The organism is Aquabacterium sp. (assembly GCF_041909175.1).
GTDB lineage: Bacteria > Pseudomonadota > Gammaproteobacteria > Burkholderiales > Burkholderiaceae_C > Aquabacterium.
Genome location: NZ_JAYRDZ010000008.1, coordinates 165887 through 188348 on the forward strand (window position 1 = coordinate 165887; position 22462 = coordinate 188348).

General features: G+C 52.2%; 20 protein-coding genes. 9 read left to right on the top strand and 11 right to left on the bottom strand.

The annotated features are described in order from the left end of the window. The first annotated feature begins 1 nt into the window (after position 1). From rfbA to ACE3PH_RS13045, 9 genes are all read left to right on the top strand, one after another. A complete protein-coding gene (rfbA, locus tag ACE3PH_RS13005; protein ID WP_374319641.1) occupies positions 2–889 on the top strand; it encodes a glucose-1-phosphate thymidylyltransferase RfbA in 888 nt (295 codons plus the stop codon). 2 nt (positions 890–891) lie between these two features. After that, positions 892–1455, top strand: a complete 564-nt coding sequence (gene rfbC, locus ACE3PH_RS13010) for a dTDP-4-dehydrorhamnose 3,5-epimerase (protein ID WP_374319643.1) — start codon at positions 892–894, stop codon at positions 1453–1455. A gap of 361 nt (positions 1456–1816) precedes the next feature. Then, positions 1817–2362, top strand: coding sequence for a hypothetical protein (locus ACE3PH_RS13015; RefSeq protein WP_374319645.1), 546 nt, complete (start codon positions 1817–1819; stop codon positions 2360–2362). A 110-nt stretch (positions 2363–2472) separates the two neighbouring features. Then, positions 2473–3888: an O-antigen ligase family protein gene (locus ACE3PH_RS13020; protein ID WP_374319647.1), complete on the top strand. Its 1416-nt coding sequence runs from the start codon at positions 2473–2475 to the stop codon at positions 3886–3888. Beyond that, positions 3885–5183: an outer membrane beta-barrel protein gene (locus ACE3PH_RS13025; protein ID WP_374319649.1), complete on the top strand. Its 1299-nt coding sequence runs from the start codon at positions 3885–3887 to the stop codon at positions 5181–5183. The genes ACE3PH_RS13020 and ACE3PH_RS13025 overlap by 4 nt, the downstream gene beginning before the upstream one ends. 5 nt (positions 5184–5188) lie before the next feature. Continuing rightward, entirely contained in the window at positions 5189–5785 is a 597-nt protein-coding gene (locus tag ACE3PH_RS13030) for a polysaccharide biosynthesis/export family protein (RefSeq protein ID WP_374319650.1), read from the top strand. A gap of 14 nt (positions 5786–5799) precedes the next feature. Continuing rightward, positions 5800–8022 carry a GumC family protein gene (locus ACE3PH_RS13035; protein WP_374319652.1) on the top strand — a complete coding sequence of 741 codons (2223 nt, stop codon included), beginning with the start codon at positions 5800–5802 and terminating at the stop codon, positions 8020–8022. Continuing rightward, positions 8019–8738, top strand: coding sequence for a tyrosine-protein phosphatase (locus ACE3PH_RS13040; RefSeq protein ID WP_374319654.1), 720 nt, complete (start codon positions 8019–8021; stop codon positions 8736–8738). The genes ACE3PH_RS13035 and ACE3PH_RS13040 overlap by 4 nt, the downstream gene beginning before the upstream one ends. Beyond that, a complete protein-coding gene (locus ACE3PH_RS13045) occupies positions 8735–9355 on the top strand; it encodes a hypothetical protein (RefSeq protein ID WP_374319656.1) in 621 nt (206 codons plus the stop codon). The genes ACE3PH_RS13040 and ACE3PH_RS13045 overlap by 4 nt, the downstream gene beginning before the upstream one ends. Before the next feature lie 45 nt (positions 9356–9400). On the opposite strand, the gene ACE3PH_RS13050 is transcribed toward ACE3PH_RS13045, so the two are convergent. From ACE3PH_RS13050 to gmd, 11 genes are all read right to left on the bottom strand, one after another. Next, positions 9401–10642, bottom strand: coding sequence for a glycosyltransferase family 4 protein (locus tag ACE3PH_RS13050; protein WP_374319658.1), 1242 nt, complete (start codon positions 10640–10642; stop codon positions 9401–9403). A 1-nt stretch (position 10643) separates the two neighbouring features. After that, entirely contained in the window at positions 10644–11771 is a 1128-nt protein-coding gene (locus ACE3PH_RS13055) for a glycosyltransferase family 4 protein (protein ID WP_374319660.1), read from the bottom strand. Then, positions 11768–12907, bottom strand: a complete 1140-nt coding sequence (locus ACE3PH_RS13060; protein ID WP_374319662.1) for a glycosyltransferase — start codon at positions 12905–12907, stop codon at positions 11768–11770. The genes ACE3PH_RS13055 and ACE3PH_RS13060 overlap by 4 nt, the downstream gene beginning before the upstream one ends. A gap of 15 nt (positions 12908–12922) precedes the next feature. Further along, positions 12923–14110, bottom strand: coding sequence for a hypothetical protein (locus tag ACE3PH_RS13065; RefSeq protein ID WP_374319664.1), 1188 nt, complete (start codon positions 14108–14110; stop codon positions 12923–12925). A 16-nt stretch (positions 14111–14126) separates the two neighbouring features. Beyond that, positions 14127–15797: a right-handed parallel beta-helix repeat-containing protein gene (locus tag ACE3PH_RS13070; RefSeq protein WP_374319666.1), complete on the bottom strand. Its 1671-nt coding sequence runs from the start codon at positions 15795–15797 to the stop codon at positions 14127–14129. Positions 15798–15800: 3 nt separating this feature from the next. Further along, positions 15801–16952, bottom strand: coding sequence for a hypothetical protein (locus ACE3PH_RS13075; protein WP_374319668.1), 1152 nt, complete (start codon positions 16950–16952; stop codon positions 15801–15803). Between the two features lie 41 nt (positions 16953–16993). Next, a complete protein-coding gene (locus ACE3PH_RS13080; RefSeq protein WP_374319670.1) occupies positions 16994–18157 on the bottom strand; it encodes a glycosyltransferase family 4 protein in 1164 nt (387 codons plus the stop codon). After that, positions 18154–19074: an NAD-dependent epimerase/dehydratase family protein gene (locus tag ACE3PH_RS13085; RefSeq protein WP_374319672.1), complete on the bottom strand. Its 921-nt coding sequence runs from the start codon at positions 19072–19074 to the stop codon at positions 18154–18156. Before ACE3PH_RS13085 ends, ACE3PH_RS13080 begins: the two co-directional genes overlap by 4 nt. 70 nt (positions 19075–19144) lie before the next feature. Then, positions 19145–19909, bottom strand: coding sequence for a DapH/DapD/GlmU-related protein (locus ACE3PH_RS13090; protein WP_374319674.1), 765 nt, complete (start codon positions 19907–19909; stop codon positions 19145–19147). Beyond that, positions 19906–21357 (bottom strand): lipopolysaccharide biosynthesis protein, encoded by a 1452-nt coding sequence (locus tag ACE3PH_RS13095; protein ID WP_374319676.1) that lies wholly within the window; start codon positions 21355–21357, stop codon positions 19906–19908. Before ACE3PH_RS13095 ends, ACE3PH_RS13090 begins: the two co-directional genes overlap by 4 nt. Then, a partial coding sequence (gmd, locus tag ACE3PH_RS13100; protein ID WP_374319678.1) for a GDP-mannose 4,6-dehydratase occupies positions 21350–22462 on the bottom strand: 1113 nt, incomplete at its 5' end. The genes ACE3PH_RS13095 and gmd, both read right to left, overlap by 8 nt.

Genomic DNA, 22462 nt, shown 5'->3' on the forward strand with positions numbered 1-22462 from the left:
CATGAGCACCCAACGCAAAGGCATCATCCTCGCCGGCGGCTCCGGCACCCGGCTGCACCCGGCCACGCTGGCCATCAGCAAGCAGCTCCTGCCGGTGTACGACAAGCCCATGGTCTATTACCCGCTCAGCACCCTCATGCTGGCCGGCATCAGAGACATCCTGCTCATCAGCACCCCGCAAGACACCCCGCGCTTCCAGGCCCTGCTGGGCGATGGCCACCAATGGGGCATCAACCTCAGCTACTGCGTGCAGCCCAGCCCTGATGGGCTGGCTCAGGCCTTCATCCTGGGTAAAGACTTTGTGGGCAACCACCCCAGCGCCCTTGTGTTGGGCGACAACATCTTCTTCGGGCACGACTTCCAGGGCCTGCTGCGCAACGCCGCCGCGCAAGAGCAGGGCGCCAGCGTCTTCGCCTACCACGTGACCGACCCCGAGCGCTATGGCGTGGTCGAGTTTGACGAGGCCAAGCGCGCCCTCAGCATCGAAGAGAAGCCCAAGCAACCCAAGAGCAACTACGCCGTCACCGGGCTCTATTTCTACGACCAGCAGGTGTGCGACATCGCCGCCAGCATCTGCCCCAGCGCCCGTGGTGAGCTGGAAATCACCGATGTGAACGCCCGCTACCTGGCTCAGGCCCAGCTCAATGTCGAAATCATGGGCCGGGGCTACGCCTGGCTAGACACCGGCACGCACGACAGCCTGCTCGAAGCTGGCCAGTTCATCGCCACGCTCGAAAAACGCCAGGGCCTCAAAGTGGCCTGTCTGGAAGAAATTGCCTTCCGTTCCGGCTGGATCACGGCCGAACAGGTTGAAAAACTCGCCCAACCCATGCTGAAGAACGGCTACGGCCAGTACCTCATGAAGGTCATTCAAGACGGCGCTTACTGATCATGAAACTCATCCAAACCGCCATTCCTGACGTCGTCATCGTCGAGCCCGCCGTGTTCAAGGACGACCGCGGCTGGTTCATGGAAAGCTTCAACGAAGCCCGCTTCCATGCCGAGCTGGCCAAACTGGGCCTGCCTGCGCCGCGCCCCTTTGTGCAAGACAACCATTCCTGCAGCAGCAAGGGTGTGCTGCGTGGCCTGCATTACCAACTGCCGCCGCACCCGCAAGGCAAGCTGGTGCGGGTGGTGCAGGGGGCGGTGTTTGATGTGGCGGTTGACATCCGCAAGGGCTCGCCCACCTTCGGCAAATGGGTGGGCGCCGAGCTCACGGCAGACAACCACCGCCAGCTGTGGATTCCGGAAGGCTTCGCGCACGGTTTTGTGGCGCTGACCGACAACGCCCACTTTTTGTACAAAACCACCGACGTCTACGCCAAAGATTGCGAACGCGCCATTTTGTGGTCAGACCCTGCCATAGGCATCGAGTGGCCACTAGCGGGCCTGCAGCCCAACCTGGCGCCCAAAGACGCGCAGGCACCCTTGTTGGCGCAGGCTGATGCATTTTGATAACGCCGGTTCGTGACTTTTCGGCAAAGACTGAGCCAACTTTAGGGTTACCCCCTAAATAAGTGGGCATTTTTTGGCACCTTCCCCTATATTGCACTGCACAAAGGGGGGCTAAAAAATGACAAAAACCAAATTGATCGTGGTCGTACTGTTGGGCTTGGTCTTTGGGTCCACGGCCTTCGCTGTGGATAAAGGCATGCTCGAAGCGCCTGATTCGTCTTCTCCGCTGGTCTGGGTGGCACTGATCGTGCTTGCTGGTTTGAAACTGGTGTCGCGCCGCATGCCTTGAGCGTTTGACGACTGACAGGTCGTGCACGTAAACTCGCGCTCAAAGACCAGATTTCTGTTTGGGAGATAACTTATGCCTTTCGTTAAGCCGCAGATTGCTGTCGTGCTGTTGCTGACTGCTGTATTGGGTGGAGGTTATGCTGCCGCCCAAGGGGTTGCATCGATGGGCGCGGTTTCTTCAATTGGCGGCTTGTCTGCTGCAGAGATTGCATTAAATTCTGCTGTCACGAAAGACAGTCAAGGCCACGTGCTCAGCGTTGATGCTGCCCAGGTCAAGGCGGTCGTGGCGAAACTGTTGAGCGAAGGCGTCAGTCCGAAGGTGGTCGCCGCCGCCATGACCGATGTCGGGGTGTCCTATGAGGTTGCCATTTCCGCACTGCAGTCAGCTGGCGTGTCTATATCTGTCATTGCTTCGGCCATGCAGGCAGCTGTTCCTGGTGGAAATGCAGATACTGCGTTGCAGACGGCCTTGTTGGATGCTGGGATCACCGCGCCAGCTGCTGGCCCGGGGACCAACACAACTAATGACACGGCGCAAACGCCTGTTTTTACTCCTTCCAGTCTAAGTAGTGGCGCCGCTAGTGGCGGGGGCGGCGGAAACACAGCAACCCGGAGCTGATTTCGCCGTGCGGTTCAGTGCCTTGTTGGCATCTGATGCCTCATGCAACCGCGTGGCCCTCCACGCGGTTTTTGTTTCCACGTCTTGAATTTGCCTGGCCTGTGCCACCCATGCAGTCTGGTTCTGTGTCCACGGTCGTTGAGCGTGCTCTGTTTGTGGCCATGCTGGTGCTTCTGGTCTGGATGCCCATCCCCTTCGGTAGCAACCGTCCCTGGGCCATGGGTGGGGCAGGGGCCGTGGTGTCTGTGCTGGTCATGGCCACCTGGTTGAACATCACCCTCAGCGGCGCCAACCCCTGGCCCCGCCTGGGCCGTGCCCGCTGGCCTCTGCTGCTGCTGGCGCTGTTTGCCTTGCTGCAACTCGGCCAAATCTGGGGTGGTTTGAACGGCGGCCTATTGCGCACCAGCGACCCGTTCTCCACCAAGTACTACCTGCTCTGCACCCTTACCTTTGTGGGGCAGTTCCTGCTCACCTTGTTGCTGGTCACCAGCCAGCGTCGGGCCAAGGTGCTGGTTTTTACCCTGGTGGCGGCTGGCATTGCCGAAGCTCTGGTGGCCATCATCCTGCTGTCCGTCAAGGCGCAATACCAACTCTTCTACGAAGACATTCAGCATGGCGCCCAAGCCACGGGCACCTACATCAACCGCAACCACCTGGCCTGTTATCTCTATCTCACGCTGTCCATGGGCATCGGTTGGCTGGTCGGCTCCCTCAAGGGTGAAGACACCATGTCCACCCGCCACGTCAAGCGCACAGCGGTGGCCTTCTTGCGCTTCATGCTCACGCCGCGCATGGCCTTGCGCTTGCTGCTTGTCGTCATGGTCATTGCGCTGGTGCTCACCCGCTCACGCATGGGCAATGCCTCGTTCTTCGCGGCGGTGGTGCTGGTGGGCTGCCTGGTGTGGTGGCGGCTGCCTGCACTGCGGCGCACTGCCAGCGTGCTCATTGCCAGCCTCATTCTGGTCGACGTGGTGGTCATTGGCCAATGGGTCGGGCTGGAACACGTGGTGCAGCGGCTTGAAGCCACTGCCGTGGTCGAGCAAGACAAGCGTGGCGAAGAAACTCTCGAAGCCCGCCTGCAACCGGCCATCCATACCCTGCCGATGATCGCCCAACGCCCCTGGTTTGGCTACGGCGGCGGCACCTTCTACATGGAGTTCCCCCGCTTCAAGACTGAAGACATGGTGCTCGTGTCCTGGTTTTTTGACCACGCCCACAACGACTACGCCGAAATTGCCGCAGATACCGGCCTGCTTGGCCTGGGGTTACTGTTGGTTACGGGCATCATCACGCTGCGAAGAGCCATTGCGCACACGTCAAGCTCTTTCAGATCCTCGACCCGTGGGGTAGCGTATGGGGTATTCATGGCCTTATGCTGCATTGCAATACACAGCTGGGTCGATTTCAACCTGCATATACCTGCCAACGCCTTCACCCTCAGCACCATCATGGCGCTGATGTGGTCTGCACCTTGGCGGCAAACCAGTTGCTCGTCATCACAATACATCAGGAAGCCTTTGCCATGAACACGCAACAAGCCGCCATCCTTCGCCTCGCCTGCCTTCTGTCCGTGGGCTTCACTGTCTCTGGTGTGGCACTTGCTCAGGCACCTGCTGCGCCCGTCACCACCACCGCCACCGAAACAGCGGTGGGCACGGCTGTGGGCAGTGGCGCAGAAGGCTTTGAGTCTGGTGGTGTGCCTGCAAGTGGGCAGTTTCAGCCGGGCAGCCTGCGCCTAGGTGACGGCAACTTGGTGTTCACCCCAATGGTGACTCTGGGCCTAGGCTACAACGACAACCTTACTCTGGCGCCTACCAGCGCACAAAGCAGCAGCTTCATCAGCGCGGCGCCGTCACTGGTGCTGTCTGCCCAATATGGGGTGAGCAAGTATTCGCTGGGCTATCGCGCCGAAGCCGTGCACTACAACTCGTATTCCGACTACGACTACGAAAATCAGGAAGTGGCCGCCTCAGGCGCCCATGATCTGGACACCCGCTTCGCCTTCAACTGGCGCGCCAGCTACCAAAACCAATACGACCCGGTTGGTTCTACTGACGTGTCCACCTCCAACAAGCCAGACCGTTACCAGGCCAGCAATTTCATTGCGGCTGGCCGCTACGGTGCCAAAGAAGCTCAGGGCAATATTGAAGGCGAAGTGGGCTATTACGACAAGAAATACCTCAACCACCGTGCCTCTACCCTGGGGTCTGATTACGCCTCGCTCAATGTGGTCGGGCGCTTTTTGTACCGTGTCGGCCCCAAAACGCAGGTGTTGACCGAATACCGCCATACCGACTTTGACTACAGCCTGAACACCACCAACCAGGACAACACCGAGCAACGCCTGTTGGTAGGTACCCGGTGGGAGGCCACGGCCGCCACCAGTGGCGAGTTCAAGGTGGGTTACCTCAGCAAAGACTACAACCGCGTGCGCAAAGACTTCCACGGCAGCACCTGGGAAGGCGGCCTGAAGTGGCAGCCGCTCACGTATTCCACCTTCGGTGTTACCACCGGCCGGGGGGCCTCTGATGCCACTGGCACCACCGCGCAATACATCACCAACAGCTACGTGGGCCTCACGTGGGACCACAACTGGCGCAGCTACTTCAGCACCCGTGTCGGGCTGACGCTCAGCGACACCACCTACGTGGGCGGAAACCGCGAAGACCGCACCAACGAGTTGATGCTGGGCGCCAGCTATGTGGTGAGCCGCTGGTCGCGTGTGACGGGTGAATACCGCTATGGCAAGCGCAATTCAGACGACAACACCTACGACTACGACCGCAACTTGCTGACCGTCAAGCTTGATCTGGCCTTCTAAATCACATGCAGTATTCACCCGTGTCGAGCCGAATTTTTCACGTCATTCGCTGTGTGTTGATGGCCGTGCTGGCGGCCAACTCAGTGGGCCTTCATGCCCAACCTATGGCGGCGCCTGATACCGACACGGTCGAATTCGTCACCACCTACAAACTCGGGCCCGGGGACATCATCACCATCCGTGTGCTCGACGAGCCCGAACTCTCACTTGAAAAAGTGCGGGTGTCAGACATCGGGTCGGTGCCCATGCCCGCCGTGGGTGAAATCAATGTGCTGGCGCGCACCATCAGCGAGGTTGAGCGCATGGTGGTCGACAAGCTCAAGGGCCGTATTTTGGTCAACCCCAAGGTATCGGTGCTGATTGAAGAATACCGCCCCTTCTTCATCAACGGCATGGTCGACAAACCCGGTGGCTACCCCTTTCAGCCTGGGCTCACTGTTCGCAAGGCCGCTGCGCTGGCGGGCGGTTTCAAAGAGCGTGCCTCGCTCAAGAAAATCTTCCTCATTCGCGAGAAAGACAAAACCCAGACCCCGGTGAATGTGGACCTCAACACCCCGGTGTTGCCCGGCGACATCGTGACCGTTGAAGAGAGCTTCTTCTGACAGGCTAGCCTTACATGACTTCAGACAACGCACCTATTGAGTCCGTCAGTTTTCGCCTGAACGACGAACAACGCCTGGCACTGCTTGACAACTGGCGCAGTATCACCAAACGCAAGTGGGGCATTCTGGGGCTGGCTGTGGCCTGCGCCGTGGTTGCCGGAGCGGTGGCCTTTTCCCTGCCTGATGTGTTCCGTGCCACCGCCACGGTCATGATCGAGCCCAGCAAGAACAAGGTCGTCAACATTGACGAGGTGTACGGCGGCATCTCGCAGTCGAAAGAGTATTACCAGACGCAGGTTGAAATCCTGAAGTCGCGCGAAGTGGCGCTCAACGCCATCAAGGCGCTCAAGCTGTGGGAAGTGCCGGAGTTTGACCCTCGCAAAGCGCAAGACAGCTGGTCTGCCAAGCTGAAGAAGAGCTTGGGTATGACCAAGCCTACACCGGAGTGGACGGCGGACACGTTAGCTGAAGGTACCCTGTCCGCGTTCCAGAACGCATTGATCGTCGAACCCGTTCGTTTGAGTCAGCTGGTCAAGGTCTCGTTTGAATCACAAGACGCTGCGCTGGCCAGCCGTGCTGCCAATGCGGTGGCAGAAACCTTCATCAACAACGATCGGGAATCTCGCTTTAAGCTGACTCAACAGGCCAGTGACTGGCTGCAAGAGCGTGTGAGCGGACTGCGCCAAAAGCTGGAAGCCTCTGAGCGCGCCTTGCAGGCCTACCGCGACAGCCAGGGCCTCGTCAGCCTGGGCGGTTCGGCCCAGGCACTCAACACCCAAAGCATCACCAACCTGACCGAGCAGCTGGTGCAGGCCCGCGTCCGCCGGGCTGAAAACCAGGGCGTTTACAACGAAATTCAGACCGTGCGCAAAAACGGCTCGCGTGATTACTCTGCCGTCGCAGCAGTGATGCGACACCCGTCTGTAATACGTGCCAAGGAGCTGGAAAGCTTGGCTCAACAAAAGGTGCAAGAGTTGTCCAAGCGTTACGGCCCTGAAAACACCAAGATGCAACAAGCTCAGGGGGAGTTGGACGGCACCAAGCAAAACACGGTCACACAGATGGAGGCCGTGGCCAACAGTCTGGTGAGAGACTATGAAGTGTCACGTGCCACAGAGCAGCAAATGGCCGGTGAATTGGGCGCAGCACGCTCTTCCGTCGCGCAGGTGAACCGCAAGGAAGCCCAGCTGGCCATGTTGGAGCGTGAAGTGCAATCCAACCGCCAGCTATACGACACCTTCATGGAGCGCGCCAAAGAAACCAACGCCACCGACAACATGCAAAGCCTGGTGGCCCGCGTGGTTGACCCGGCCCCGGAAAAGGGCGAACAGGTGCGCCCCAAGCGCTCGCAGATGGTGGTCATTGCGCTTGTCCTGGGGGCTGTGTTGGGTGCTTTCATAGCAATGGTGCTTGAAAAGCTGGACAACACCATAAAGGGAACCGAAGATGCCGAGCGCCAACTTGCTGAACCGGTGCTCACCACCTTGCCCAGCTTGCTCAATAAAGACCGTTTTGCCGTGATGCGCACCCTGGCCGAGAGCCCGGACTCCATCTACGCCGAAGCCGTGCGCACAGGCCGCACGGGCTTGCTGCTCAGCAGCATTGACTCACCTCACAAGGTGTACGCGGTGACCTCGTCCATTCCGGCCGAGGGCAAGAGCAGTGTGGCCAGCGGCTTGGCCTTGTCCATGGCCACCACCAAGCGCACCCTGTTGATTGATGCCGACATGCGCCGCCCCATGATTGGCCGTGGTCTGGGTTTGCCCCCTGGCGCCAAAGGCCTGGCCAACCTGTGTGCAGGTACGGCAGACCTCAACCACTGCGTGCACAAGGTGGAGTTCAGTGCCCTGCACGTGATGCCGGCTGGCGACATTCCCCCCAACCCGACCGAATTGCTGCACAGCCAGCGCTTCAAAGCCACGCTCGAAGCCTTGAAGAAGCACTACGACGTCATCATCATCGACACCCCCCCGGTTGAACTGGTGAGCGACGCCCTGGTGGTGGCCCCCCAGGTGAACGGCACCATCTACGTGGTCAAGGCCATGGAAACGCCGGTGCCCCTGGTGCGCAAAGGCCTTCAAAAGGTGAAACGCATTGGCGCGCCGCTGGTAGGTGTGGTGGTCAACGAGCTGGACTTCAAGAAGGCCCAGCGTTACCACGGTGAGTATTCAGCCTATGGCAAATACGGCTATGGCTACTATGGCTATAAAGCCGAAGAGGCTTCCAAACAAGCGTGATCGACATCCACACCCACCTTTTGCCGGGCGTGGATGACGGCCCAGCCACCATAGACGAAGCCCTGGCCCTGGCCCGGGCTTTGGTGCAAACAGGGGTAACGCATGCGGTGGTCACCCCCCATGTGTACCCCGGCCAGTGGAACAACACCAAAACCTCATTGCAGCCGCATTTCGAGCGGTTTGAGGCTGCGCTGAAGGCGCTGGGCATACCGCTGAGCATTTCGCTGGGTGGCGAGGTGCGGTTGAACGACAGCGTGCTTGACCTGCTTGCGCAGGACGAACTGCCCACCCTGGGCGTTTACCAGGGCCTGAAAACCCTGCTGCTGGAGCTGCCTGACGGCAGCATTCCCCTGGGGAGCGACAAGCTGGTGCGCCACCTACTGGACCGTGGCTATATGCCCGTGCTGGCCCACCCAGAGCGCAATAAGGCCGTGATGGAAAAGCCTGAACGCTTACGCCCTTTTGTGGATATGGGGTGCGCTGTGCAAGTTACGGCTGCCTCTGTGATTGGTGAATTTGGCACCCAGGCCCATAAAGCGTCTATGGCCTTGCTGAAACAGGGGTGGGTGAGTGGGATTGCTAGCGATTGCCACAATCTAAAAGGTAGGCGTCCGAGAATGGATGGGGCTTACGAGCTATTGCTGAGGAACTTAGGGCAGGACACCGCAGATAACCTTGCAAAAAACGTGCCAACACAGCTTGTCAGCCAAAAATGATAAACCAAGTGACGGGGCCTAATTCTTTGAGAGCAGCACTAAATGCAACTGTTAGTGCGGGTGTTATAGGTTTGTTTTCCGTCTTATTTAACTACTCTGCGCATATTGCGGAGGCTGGCTATCTACTTCTGCCTGCAAAAAAAGCGCTAGAACAATCTTCCGAAAAAGAAAATAAAAACCTAACGAAAAACCAATGGGTTTCCGCAAGACAGAGTGCGTTGAAAGCCTGGGAAGCATTCCCTGAAGATCCAAGCCCACCCAGTGTAATGGCAATGCTCTATTTGGAACGGACAAGACGATTGACAGATCCGGAAATCGCAAAGATATATGCTGAAGAAGCCGTAGTATGGGCAACACGTTCAAAAAATATGCGCCCAACAAATCCATGGGCAACAGCATTTCTCGCTCTCGCAAAAGCGGAGCAAGGCGCTAGTCCACAAGAGGTTTTGATGTTGTGGGAGCAGGCTAACAAATGTGCAAGATACGAATTTGATGTTCAGATATTGCTGCTAAGTACGGCAACGCGGCTCAAAGGAAATGAGCCAGGTGAGATAAATATGTGGAGGCAGCAGATGAAAAGAAGTCAATCGGGGAGACTGAGGGGAATAGTTCAGTGAACGAGTGTAACTAAATTTTTTGACTTTGATCCTTTAGCGAGTGACCTAAGACTCGATTAAGCCAACTTCACTAAAAATAGTTTGTACATTTCTTTGCCACGTAAGTCGATCCGCAACAAGAAGCCTTCCGTTGCTCCCCATTTTGGTTCTTAATTTGGAGTTAATTAAAAGTTTCGTGATCGCGGCCACTCCGGCTGACAAATCATTTGGTGGAATCGAAAAGCCGTGAATGCCATCTTGAACAACTTCGCATATTCCGCCATCACTACAATAAATAATAGGGCAACCGCAGCCCATGGCTTCGATAAATGTTGTCGCAAATGGCTCGTTCACGCCGAAGCTCGCAAAGACATCGGAGATTAGCATGATACTAAGAATGTCTTTGTGTTCGACGCGACCAATTATGTGGATTCTGTCTTTGTGTTTGGAATTCTCGACTGCAGATACCACGTTGTTATAGTCGGGCCCATCACCTGCGATGACAAGAACTGCTTCCTTAGTGCTCTCGGCTGCGACATCAAACGCCTTTACAAGCAATGGGACATTTTTTCGCTCGTACATAAAACAAGCGCAAAATATAACCAATTTACCTTGAATGACCCCCTTTAGGTCTAAAGGAATATCTGGTGCGTTTGGTATGGAATCTGGATTAATTCCATTGTATATGGTTTTGATGTTGGCGTCAGGGCACTGCCGTCGCATTGCAGATGCCATTCTAGATGCGACAGCCACCCATAGCTCGGCTCTCTTTATTACCGATTTGTATACCTTTCTGCGAAAATATAAACGGGCGCAAGATTCAATTTCTCCGAAACTGTGTTCAGTTATGAAGTAGGGCGTGCCATAAATTTCAGAAAGCTTTGAAGCAATGTATCCACCCATAGCTCCGTGGTGCGCAAATATGTGAGTAGGCTTAAAGTCTTCGTGAATTTTGCAAACGTCGCCTTTTATGAAGTTCCAGGCTAAAAACAGAAAAATTGCAGGAAAGCGAAAGAGAAAATGTTTCAGTGGACCTACTGGATAAATGGGCCAACGTGGATAAAATGATTTAATGTGGGATCGGCCCATTACGCCGTAGTCCGGGCAAAGATGAGAGGATCCCTTGCCCAGTACTCGTCCAATAAATGATGGGACGAGTGGTACAGGTGAAATGGCTCGGACCTCTTCAACCATGTTGTTCATGGCGTCGAGCTGGTCAATAGCCCAAGTGCCGATCACTTTATTGTTTGGCCTAGGGAAATGATGGCCGATAAATAGAATTCTTGCATTCGCTGGAAAATCAACCACTCTAGCCTCCTTGCGCCTTATTACATATATCCTCGATGAGAAGTTCGAGCTGACGTCTGCCCTCCGTTCGAAATTGGAGTGAACTGGCAATAGCTCGCCCACTTTCGCCAATTAGGTATGTAGGGGTTAGTGCCGAAGAGGATAGAAAGTCAATGATCTCTTCCCTATTGCATGCAAGGAAGCCTGTAGAAGATAATAACTCAGGGATATAGCCGGCCTCGTAAGCGATACAAAATGCGCCATAGGCCATTGATTCAAGCAATACAAGTGGCTGAGCTTCGTATTTATACCTGCTAGGGAATAAGAAAATATCGACTTTTGATAAGAAATCTGCTTTTCTCTCGCCGAAAACTGGTCCCCAGTATCTAAAATAGTTGTCGCCTAGCGCCGAGAATTCTGCGATGGCTTTCTCTATAGAAGGATCTGCAGTGGGGCCAGCTAATTCAAGTCGCACTGGACAGCCTCTTGAGCGAAGCTCTGAGAAAATCGAGAGAACGTCGGCCACACCCTTTTCAGGGGTCAGATTTGATAGATGGCCTAGAGAAATAGATCCGTCGAAAATCTTATGGTTTGGATCTATCTTAGGTATGCCACTTAAGCATGAGCCATTATTGACAACCCTTATGAGTAGATTCGTTCCATAAGTATCTTGCAAATCAGATTTCATTTGATCTGACAGTACGATATGTTTGGCGTGGACGCCCGCCATCCAGTTCACCACAGCAAACCTCTTAGAGTGACGTTTGCAATGTTCAGAGGTATGGTGATGGATGAATACATCAGCCATCCTAACGCGGGCAGATATAAGTATAAGTAAATTGTAAAGAAAACCAAAACCCGACTCGTATACAGAATATACGGAAATTCTGCGGCGGGGTGAAAATAAGATACGCAGAGAAGCTATAGTGACACGAGAAATTCGGGATAAATGGTACACCAATATATTGCTGGAAGATGGGGCAATATTGGATATTGTAAGGTTGTTTGGTGAATAATTTCGTATAGAGTCAGCCACGATCAAATTCATTACGGACTGCCCATGGACAGGCGGGGGCATTGCCGCAACGACAAAAATCGCACGGTGACTTTCGCCCGTAATTTTTGATGTATCCGCATGATGTTGCGTCATGGTTGTTTTGACGTTAAAGCATCAACTGCATTAGCAAATTGCGTGGTGTGACCCACTTCTGCAAACTCAGCGCAGTTTTCGCTTAGGATTTTCCACTGGGCCTCGTTTGACCCGATGTAATGCATCAATCTTGCCAAACCTGTAGCATTATCGTCTTCGACGATAAATCCGTTTATGAATGATCTGACCAAGTAGTCCCGCGCACCAACCTGCGGAGAAACAATACAAGGGACCCCAAGTGCCAAAGCCTCAATAACAACGTTGCCAAACTGCTCCTCTTTGCTGATTAATATTAAAGCAAGGGCATCGCCAACCGCAGAGCAAACTTGATTCGTTTGCAAAAATCCAGACCATTCAACATGATTATTAACCCCAAGGTTAGCTGCGTGTTCCTGTAAGGCCTTTTCGAGAGGTCCACTTCCAATTATTTGAAGATTGCGGAAGCCACCAGTTTTTCGATAAACTGAAAATGCAAAGAGCACGACAAATAAATTCTTTTTTTCGACGAGTCTTGCGACCACCACGAAAGGCTTGTCATGAAAGGATGTTGACTTTTGGGGCGCGGATCCCAGTCTACGTATCCTTTCGATATTTAAAGAATTGTAGTGGGTTTTTACTTTTTCAACAGGAACGCCAAGGAACCGCAAATAGTCCTTTGCTCTCTGCCCTGAACTTAGTCCACCCATATATGGAAGGTAAAAAAAATATTTTAATATCTCACGGAATAGACTTCTGGGATAGTCATCGAACTTGGAATCGTTCATGACAAACACCCGTTGTCCCAGAAGGCGCAACGTCAGTGCTGTGGCAAGGGTCGCCGGATTTTCATAATGACAGAGCAAAAAGTCACCACCAAGATACTTTACGCATGCTCTTATAGTTTTAAGGTAGCGAGATACAACAGGGGTGTTATCTGCGCGCGAGTTGGAAAATAGCGTAATCTTCTCAAAATGTTGACCAGATTCAGGGATCCAATCGTAAGTTTGGCTCTTGGAAAAGACCTCGATACCTATAACGCGCCTTCTCCCCTGAAAGTGAATGCCTGCGGCATCACAGCGGTCGGCATGGCCGGGGCCGAAGTTCTCCCATACGAACACAATTGGAGCATCTATATTTTTATCGGTGGTGTGTGGCATAGGGTATATTTATTCTTATCTAAGTTGGTTTGTGTGTGGCCGCTCAACCGTTGGGATATACATAATTAATACGTAAACCAAAGGTGCGTCTATCAACGGTTGCAGGAATAGCGCCGTTAACAATAGTGGAGATATTAGCGCAAGGTATATGAATTTATCTGTGGCAGCAAAGAAGAGTGGTGCGATAAAAATTGCTACATACAGGCAAACACCAATTATCCCTATGTAATAAATAGAAGATATGGCATTGATCCCCATGCCATCGTATGGTGTATACAGATAATAAAGCCCGTTTCCGAACCATAGCTCAGAGGCATGATTCATCGCAAAGCTCAGCGCAAATTCGCGGTCCAGCTGTGAATCAAGGTGGGTTTCCTGCTTGTCCTGAAGCCCGACCCCGGGCGCATATATGGTTAATGCAATCGCAGCGGCGGCGGCAATAAGCATTACCAAAAGCCCGATGGGCGTTCTATTCCGCTTTGATAGTTTTAGAAGTCCATAACTCAACCCCAGTGTTAAGAACGCGCCTGAAGATCCGCAAAACAAAACGCCCAGCACGCAACCCAAACGCCAGAATGGCTTTCCATTGTTGATGGAAATGAAAACAAATGACCATGCGAAAAATGCCTGGGCGATCCCAACCTCTCTGGAAAAGCCGGAAAATCTATAAATTCCGTATTCGGATAGGTATCCATAGACAAGGCTAAATGGGAATAGGATATCTCCATTGAAGTCCCATCCCTCATACCCTTTATTTTCAAATGTCAATAATTTGATTTTATCATATCCAAGCACAGGGATTAGTAAGGTGCTTATTAGTATCGACCAGCCAATTGCGCCATTTAATTTGGCAAATATGGAGAAGAAGTGAGTGGAAGTGGTGCGATCGCTTTGCAGAATGTGAGCGCAGATCACACTGATAGAAACCAGGGCGGTAGCCTTCCAGGCGTAATCAAAATTCGATTTTTGTAAGATTGCAGTTAAGCTGATGGAGTATCCCCATAGTGCAAGTGCAAGCAGAACCTGAATTGAATTGATATCGAATGTCTGCGTCTTTAACCATCCAACCCTACCATTGCTATATATTTTTAAAATCGAGGCGATAAAAATAACAAAAATGCCAACTGAGCTCACCGTACTGCCTAGTGCAGTTGGCCGTAGCATGAGCATGCCAATGGTCGATAAAAGGGATAAGAAATTCACGATATGTCATCCAACTTCAATGTCGCCTCTCCACAATCAAGGATCCGGAAGAGTTGATGAAGAGAGATTTTGGTGACGGGAGAGCAGCCAGCTGTACCAATATTTCAGATATGCCATTCAGATTTGAATCAGCATTGGTGCGCAAAACAAAATCGTTGCGTTCAGGGCCGCAATCTAATGAGATCAAGGCGGGCCCTGATGCATTTTTTATGTTGACATTGCATGAGGCTACAAGGTGCGGTGAGCAGGAAACTATGATTTTTCCATTAATTAATGAAGCCCCCCAAAAGTTAAAATGCCCCCTCCTGGCTTCGTTCTCGTTGTCCCTGTGGGGGGAGGGTGTCAAAACTCCTCCAATTTCTACGGAGTACACCCCGTTAGAGCTTACCAACTCCTCCGTATCTTCAAGATAGCAAGAGCCAAGATCACCTGGCGGCGATGAGTATGCGTATTGGCATTGAATAATCCGACTGCCTTCTGTCCGCGCCATGGCTTGTGAGGGTAAAAATAATGCGACATGACAAAGCGATATCGTGTTGTTGGAAACAACGCCACCTCGATCGACCGGACAGTAGATTCCTATATCGTAACCTTTAATGAGGTTGTTACTTATCTTCGCATAACTGGAGGATGAAATGACACCAGGGTTGGCGATATCAATCGCAATGTTGGCGTCGTTGGGGTGAATCGTGGTTGGCCTCCGCACTAAAACTTCGGCGTAATCAAAAATATTGCCTTCAATCATGACGCCAAACGAGTTTTGCTGAAAGACAGAAATGCCCCTGGCGCACTTGATGAAAATATTTTTCGACACGATGATGTCGTGAGTGTTATTTTCTATATGAATGGCTTCTCTTTTGTATCCCGTGAATCGGCATGAAGAAATGATAAATTGGCTACCTGAGTCGACGCCAATCGCCATTCCTGAGAATTTACTCTTTATGTCCGTTTCTGGTCTGGAAAACTCGCAGTTGGAGATGTTTATCCCCTGCCAGGGCATCTGCGGGTTGAGTGCTGAATTAAACTCAAGGTCATCTGCGTGATTTGAAATAAATCTGCATTTCTCAATTACCCAGTTCCTGCAGCCGCCAAAGAATAAATTTGATGTAAAGATCCCATAATTTAGCAATTTGAATGTCGTGTTGCTAACCAGGGCGCGCCCAACTTGAGCGGAGTCAGTTATGTGTATGCCGTGAGGGCGAACTTGCGGAGAGTTATCATTTTCGCCCACCACGGCACAGTCAATCATGCGAAAGTCGGCGCACTGTCCATTAATGGATATAACTACTGAGTGCTGGGCGCTAGATTGGATGAAAATTGTAATATTTTGCAGTACCAATCTTGATGATTTGCAAGATATTATTGAGAAAGGGCGACTAGATGCATGTGTTATGTGGAGTTCAGCGGGCGCACCTGAGTCGCTTCTGATAACAATGTCGCCTTCAATATTAAAAAGGCCGTCATCTATAGTGATATGGTGCTGTCCGGCGGGAATTTGGAGATCCCCGCCTTTCATGTTGTTTAGGGCGTCGGCGAGAGTGCTGTTGATCTGTGCTCGGGGGTTGACCGAGATACGCGCCGCGGTTTGTGTAGACCGAGTCTCGGCAGCTAGTGACTTCGTTGCAGTCACAGCACTTGGCAAAACAAGTAATTTATAAATAAATGATCTGCGGCTGTGGCTCTTCATTGATCAGTGCCCCAAAATCAGATTGTTGGCATTTTCCCACGAGTATTTGAAGAGTAAATCCTGATCAAAATTGGAGAAGGGGTGCATTGTTATTGCCCTTAAGGATAGGCAGATCGCCCCAATGTCGTTCACGTCCACTAATGAAGATCGGTGTAGATGTGCTGCATGCCATCCAATCAGACCGTCTTTCGTCGCAATTATTTGCCGCTTTGCCGCTGCTGCCTTAATAATAACGCCGCTCATCCCGTAGTGTGCTTTGTAGCCCATCCAAACGGCATCGCAGTTCATCAACAATTGAGATTCCAGATCCGACGAAATGAATTCGTTAAGTTCAATTAGCTTCTTTGATAGCTTCAACGAAATATACTTGTCATCGTTTATTATTTTTGCGGCTTCATCTCCCTGTCGGCCTGCGATGACTATTGTGGGGCATTCGCTGGTATTGTGAAGGACAAGCGCTGCGTCAAGCAGCTCTTTGATGCCTTTTCTCGCTTCAATCGCTCCGTACACAAGTAATACCGGTATTGTTCTAGTTGCCAACTCGGAAACCAAATACGGCGGTTTATATTCGACGGAGTCAATTGTGGTTGGGTCGTGTATTAGCTTAACTTTTGACCACTGTGCGGCACCTTTTTTTTGTGCGAAACGGAAGAGCGTGTCATCAATGGTCAGAAGGTGTCGCAGATTGGGGCACTTCAGCAACCTACCGAACAGCGCTTCCTTGATGAAGTCGGAACGCCGATAGGGGGTGTGTACTCCCTCCTCCCGGTGATGAAATGTCGGACGCATTGCGATTCCACTGAATTCGCAATGCCTGAACGGTGATCCCAGCATCCCGATCGCATATAGAGCGTAATCGATATAGGGGAGCAACACTCGATTAACTGAGATGCTTTCTAATGAATGCTCGTATGTTTGCTTAAACCACCTCCAGTATGCGAATTCCCTCCGTGCATCCTTGTAGGCGCTTCCGTATAATGAAATTTCGTCTGGTGGTTTAGAAAAAATGAAGTGTACTGAAGGGTGGGCACAGCGTATGCGTTTAACGCTGTTGCTGGTCGCAAGATTTATATCTGTTGCGACGATGGGTTTTATTCCACGTGCTGCCATCCCATCCAAAATGTTGATGACATATGCCTCATGGTGCCCAGACATTTGCGGCTCCATGATTAGCCAGTTGGAGGTCTCAATCCCATTCATTTGCGAACGTGTCTTAAGGCGATTTTACAGAATGACTGGGCGAATTCTTTGTAACGTTCGTCTATTCGCGCGCTAGCATCGGCCAGATAGAAGGCCTCGCTGTCGTCGTCACATCCTTCATAGGTCTGCTGCAAACAATTTGCCAGTGCCAAGGGGTCCTGCGCGCTGAAATACACTCCACGTTCAGGGGATTGTTCCCTGTGAACCGGTATATCAGAGAGAATTATTTTCTTCCCTAGAGATTTTGATTCTTCTACTGTAGTACTCCATCCTTCAAATAGCGACGGATTGACCACGGCAATGGACGACTTCATGAGACAGACCATTTCGTCATATGGTACAACGCCCAGTGAAATAAAGTTTCCCGTAACATGAAGATCTTCAGCTAATCCTTGGAGTTGCTCGTAGTGGTGTGGTTGTCGAAGATCTTTTGGATTCCCGGTGGCTATAACAGTCATCCGATTATTCCTGTCATTCAGTATTTTCAATGCTTTGATTAATGTTTCGTGATTTTTGTGTTTCCAGAATTGATTTGGTAGATGGAAGAATTTTGGCGGGAGGTTGTATTTGTCAGATACCATCTTGCATGCTTCGTCACTGGGTGCGGACACACCCGTCACAAAACGTAAAACATCCGCCTTCTGCGCGGTGTTCGGTGAAAATTTGTTTAAGTCAGATAACGCGTCTGCGCTGCTGACAATGATTCCTGCGCACCAGTTGCACAAGCGGTGAAAACGGGCGTTTCTCTCTGCGATCTCGTCGGCGGAGAAAAATTCAGGCATCCGCAAGTGTTGGAAGTCTGGAATCCATCCAATGGCTGGAATTTTTGAATTCCGTCCAAGGTGGCCTGAGTGCGATATCAAATTTATTTGATGGCGCTTAAGAAATGACTCAAACCAGATGTCTCGACCGAAAGCGTGTTGGGCTGCTTTTGAGGCTTTCCACGAGAAGCTACTTGGGGAAACATACGGCGTGGTGATAAATTCAACGCCTGTCAGGTCTTCAAATATTTTTATTGGTGTGTCGGGGGATGTGATGACGACAGGTTTTACATCGGGGCTACCGTGATCCCTTAGTGATTTAATGAGGTTTTTGTAATAGTTTATGCCGCCCGTCCATTGAGTGTCTTTAAATGCAAGAATGAATCCAACGTTGATCACTTGGCATCCTCCTTGAACCATTCAGCATATTCTCTTACGCCTGTTCGCCACTCCATAATTGGTCGCCAACCTAGGGCCAACGATTCGGCGATGTCGGCATGATATCGCTCGGGGTCGCCAGGTCTCTTGGCTCCATCGAAATCTATAGTCGTGGCGGCATTCGTATTCAAGGCGGACGAGAGCTCGTTGACTACTGTAGCCACGGATACTGGATTTCCGCTCCCGCCGTTGAATATGACGAAATTTTCGTTGCATACTTTTGACGCCGCCAACATGAGGCTAGCTGCATCGGTGACATGTATCCAGTCACGAGTTTCGTCTCCGGTGCCACTGAATTTTGCGTCTCCTCGTGTCAGTTTTGTACAAGCATCCCATAGCAATTGTTTGCGCAACTCTGGTCCATATACTGAAAAAAGCCGAACAATTGATACCCTGACGCCAAGGAACTGTGCGTATGATTTGGCTGCATGCTCCGCCATTACCTTGTGATAACCATACGGCGATGCGGGTGCAAGTGGGGTGTTGACGGGTGTCGGTGTGATGGTCGTTGCGCCATACACCCCTGCGCTAGAGGGAATAACGGTTCTCTTCACGGTGCTGGTTAGCCTAGCAAACTCCAGTACTGATATACAGGTTTCTACAGTACGATTGAAGTCCTCCAATGGGTGTGTGATGGAGTAGGCAACAGAGCCGCTACCGGCGCAATGAAAGATCTCATCCGGTGCGCCACCATAGGTCCTCAGTGTTTGCAGATTGATGTCGCAGCTATGCCAGTCGGAAAGGCCCCAGCATTTCCATTGGTCGCGCGTCCAGGTGCCGTGTCCCATTCCAATCACTTGGTGTCCTTCAGACGCCAGAAGCTTGGCGACGTGCCTTCCCAAGAATCCATTTGCGCCGGTGACAAGTGCTGTTTTCATTGTTGTATTGATATTTGAATGGTGATGTGGCGGATGTGTTTAGTGATTGCTCGATTCTCTTGGTGTCGTTTCAATGATGAACTTGGTTATATCGGTAACCATCTCCCATTCGTTTGCTCGCGACTTGCCATGGCATCGAGATGTGGGGTGTTTTGCTATTGAGGTGCTGAACATAATCAGCTTCCGAGATCGTTAGTGGTTCGTGCGGTTTATCAATTGGTACCCACTTGTGGCTTTTCGCATCGAATACCTTCACAACCTTTGCAGGAATACCTGTCGCAATGCAAAAAGGTGGGATTGGCTTGGTAACGATTGAGCCTGCCCCTACGATGCTTCCATGTCCAATGGTGACGCCTCCCATCACTGTGACGCCTGCTCCTAGCCAGACATTTGTGCCAATGGTGATGTCCCGTCCCGTGGTGCCTGTGGCGATATATGGTTGAAATGGGTCGTTGATGTTGTGGTTTGCGCCCAGAAATCTGCAATCAGGTGCAGTTAGGACATAGTCACCTAATCGTAGGGCCGGGCCGGGGCTAAAGAAGTTGTGCCGACCGACCCAGACGTTGTCGCCAATTTGAATACCGTGCGCCTCAGTTGAGAGGTCGTTGATGTTGATGAAGGTGCCGTCGCAAATTACAGAATTGTTTCCTATTTGCACCTTTCTCCATCGCGTGACATGGACACCGGGTGCGATATAGGATTGGCGCCCAATGTGTTTATGTTCAAAGGCAACGGATAGGTGATTATGTATTTTGAGCCAAGCAGCACGAGTCCACGGTGGTAGTCGTCTTTTTATGGATACCAGATATATTTTTAAAGTGCGGGCGCTGATCATCGTCTTTGCTTCTCTTTGAGATGTATGTGCAAGGTATAGGCGCTCGGAAGTAAGGTGAAAATAAAAAATGCGATCGACATTGCGTATGGTATTGACTCAATGCCGAAAACGGAGAGGCCGGTTGATTTCAGTGCTAGCGTTGCCCCGCAGGTGACCATTCCCATGACTATTTGTGGGGTAACGATGTGTGCTCCGTTCATCAATGCGGCAATGGATAATCCTGCCGCTTCAATTACTTTCCAAATTGCCAGTCCTAGAATGAGTGGGAGCGGTGTGTCGATCGTGGGGCCGGCCCACAAGTGAATGATTTTGGGTCCCGCTGCGATCAGTATTGCTCCAAACGTACCCGCATAAAATACGGCAGTGACAACGGATCGTTTCAATATGGATTTGACCCATCCAATATCATGCCGTGCCAATGCTTCGCCGTACGCTGGCCATAAAGGTTGTGTCGCCATCAATACGGTGGTGGTGATCAGTGAGAATAGTTTATCTGGCACTGCATAATTCGCGACTGACGCAGCGCCAAGTATTCGTGCGGTCAGGAAATTGTCGGATGCAAACGTTAGTGCGGCAACCAGTTGTAAGCCAAAAAATAACAGGCCGCTGCGTGCGACTTGCTTCATAATTTGTATTTCTACAAATGTCGCCTTTGGCATCAGTTGCTTGTTTTTTGTGGCGATGTAATGTATTCCGTTTGCTATTCCGCAGATGGTTGGTGAGCCAGCAAATGATAATACCAACCAGGGTAGCCCTGCTTGGTAGGATATGACCAAGATGGTCAGCCCTAGGGAAAGCAAGCTACCAGCGCATTGCCATATGCTGGCGCGGTAGGACTCCTGCAGTCCTGCCTGTACGCGAGCGACCAATGCGACTGGAATGTTGAGTGAAAATATCAGCAGAAAAGTGATGGCTGCTGGGCCTGACTCAATTTTTGCCTGTTGACTGGTGACGTGAAATAAGGCAGGCCAGTCCACGTGTGGATATGTTGCGACTGATATAGTGGCTGCGCATATTCCTATGGCTGTTAATATCGCTGCGCCGCTCGAAACTACCTGTTTTATTTTCTGCTCATCGTCACGGCCCTTTGCGTCGGCTACGAGATTGAGGACGCCATTTCCAATTCCAAAATCAGCGAAGCTCAGCATTGCAATAACTGAGCTGAGTGTCATCCATAGTCCGTAACGCTCGGTTCCTAGATAATTTAGAGTCAAGGGTACGGTGATCAACGCGGTACCCACGGTGATGACTTTGGCGCCGGCAGACGTGAGGGCGCTGATCAGCACTCTTCTCAAACGTTCATTCGCTCGGCCGTGTTCGGTGTTTGTTTCAAACGGGCCGTGGAACACCAGCTTGATAGCAGAGAATAGTGTTCCAGCCAGCTTGTGGTGGGCTTTGCTTGGTATTTTTCCCAATCTGCCAGTTAGTATCTTGATGAGATTACTCATAGTGGTCGTAGGCCTGGAAACCAGCCAGCTTGACCAGGCTGTCGCGCTTGGCCGAGGTGTAGTCGCTGCGCACCATTTCGGCCACCAGCTCTTGCAGTGAGGTCTTGGGCGTCCAGCCGAGCTTGTCTTTGGCCTTGGTGGGGTCGCCCAGCAGCGTTTCCACTTCGGTGGGGCGGTAGTAGCGCGGGTCCACCCGCACAATCACATCGCCCACCTTGCACTTGGCCAGCATGTCGCCGTTCACGGGTTCGACCTTCACCACCTTGCCAATTTCGGCTTCGGCTTCGCCTTCAAAGGCCACGGTCACGCCCAGTTCCTTGGCGGCAAACTCCACAAACTGGCGCACGCTGTATTGCACGCCGGTGGCAATCACGAAGTCTTCAGCGTGGTCTTGCTGCAGCATCAGCCACTGCATTTCCACGTAGTCTTTGGCGTGGCCCCAGTCACGCAGGGCGCTCATGTTGCCCAGGTACAGGCACTCTTGCAGGCCCAGCGCAATGCGGCTGATGGCGCGGGTGATCTTGCGAGTCACAAACGTTTCGCCGCGCACCGGGCTTTCGTGGTTGAACAGCACGCCGTTGCAGGCATACATGCCGTAGGCCTCGCGGTAGTTCACCGTGATCCAGTAGGCGTACATCTTGGCCACGGCATAGGGGCTGCGCGGGTAGAAGGGGGTGGTTTCCTTCTGCGGGATCTCTTGCACCAGGCCATACAGCTCAGAGGTCGAGGCCTGGTAGAACTTGGTCTTCTTCTCCAGGCCCAAGATGCGAATGGCTTCGAGCAGGCGCAGGGCCCCAATGCCGTCGGCATTGGCGGTGTACTCGGGCTCTTCAAAGCTCACGGCCACGTGGCTTTGGGCGGCCAGGTTGTAGATCTCGTCGGGCTGCACCTTTTGCACAATGCGCACCAGGCTGGTCGAATCGGTCAGGTCGCCGTAGTGCAGGATGAAGTTGCGGTTGTCGACGTGCGGGTCTTGGTAGAGGTGGTCAATGCGGTCGGTGTTGAACAGCGACGAACGGCGCTTGATGCCGTGCACCTCGTAGCCCTTTTTGAGCAAAAACTCAGCCAGGTAAGAACCATCTTGCCCAGTGACGCCTGTGATCAG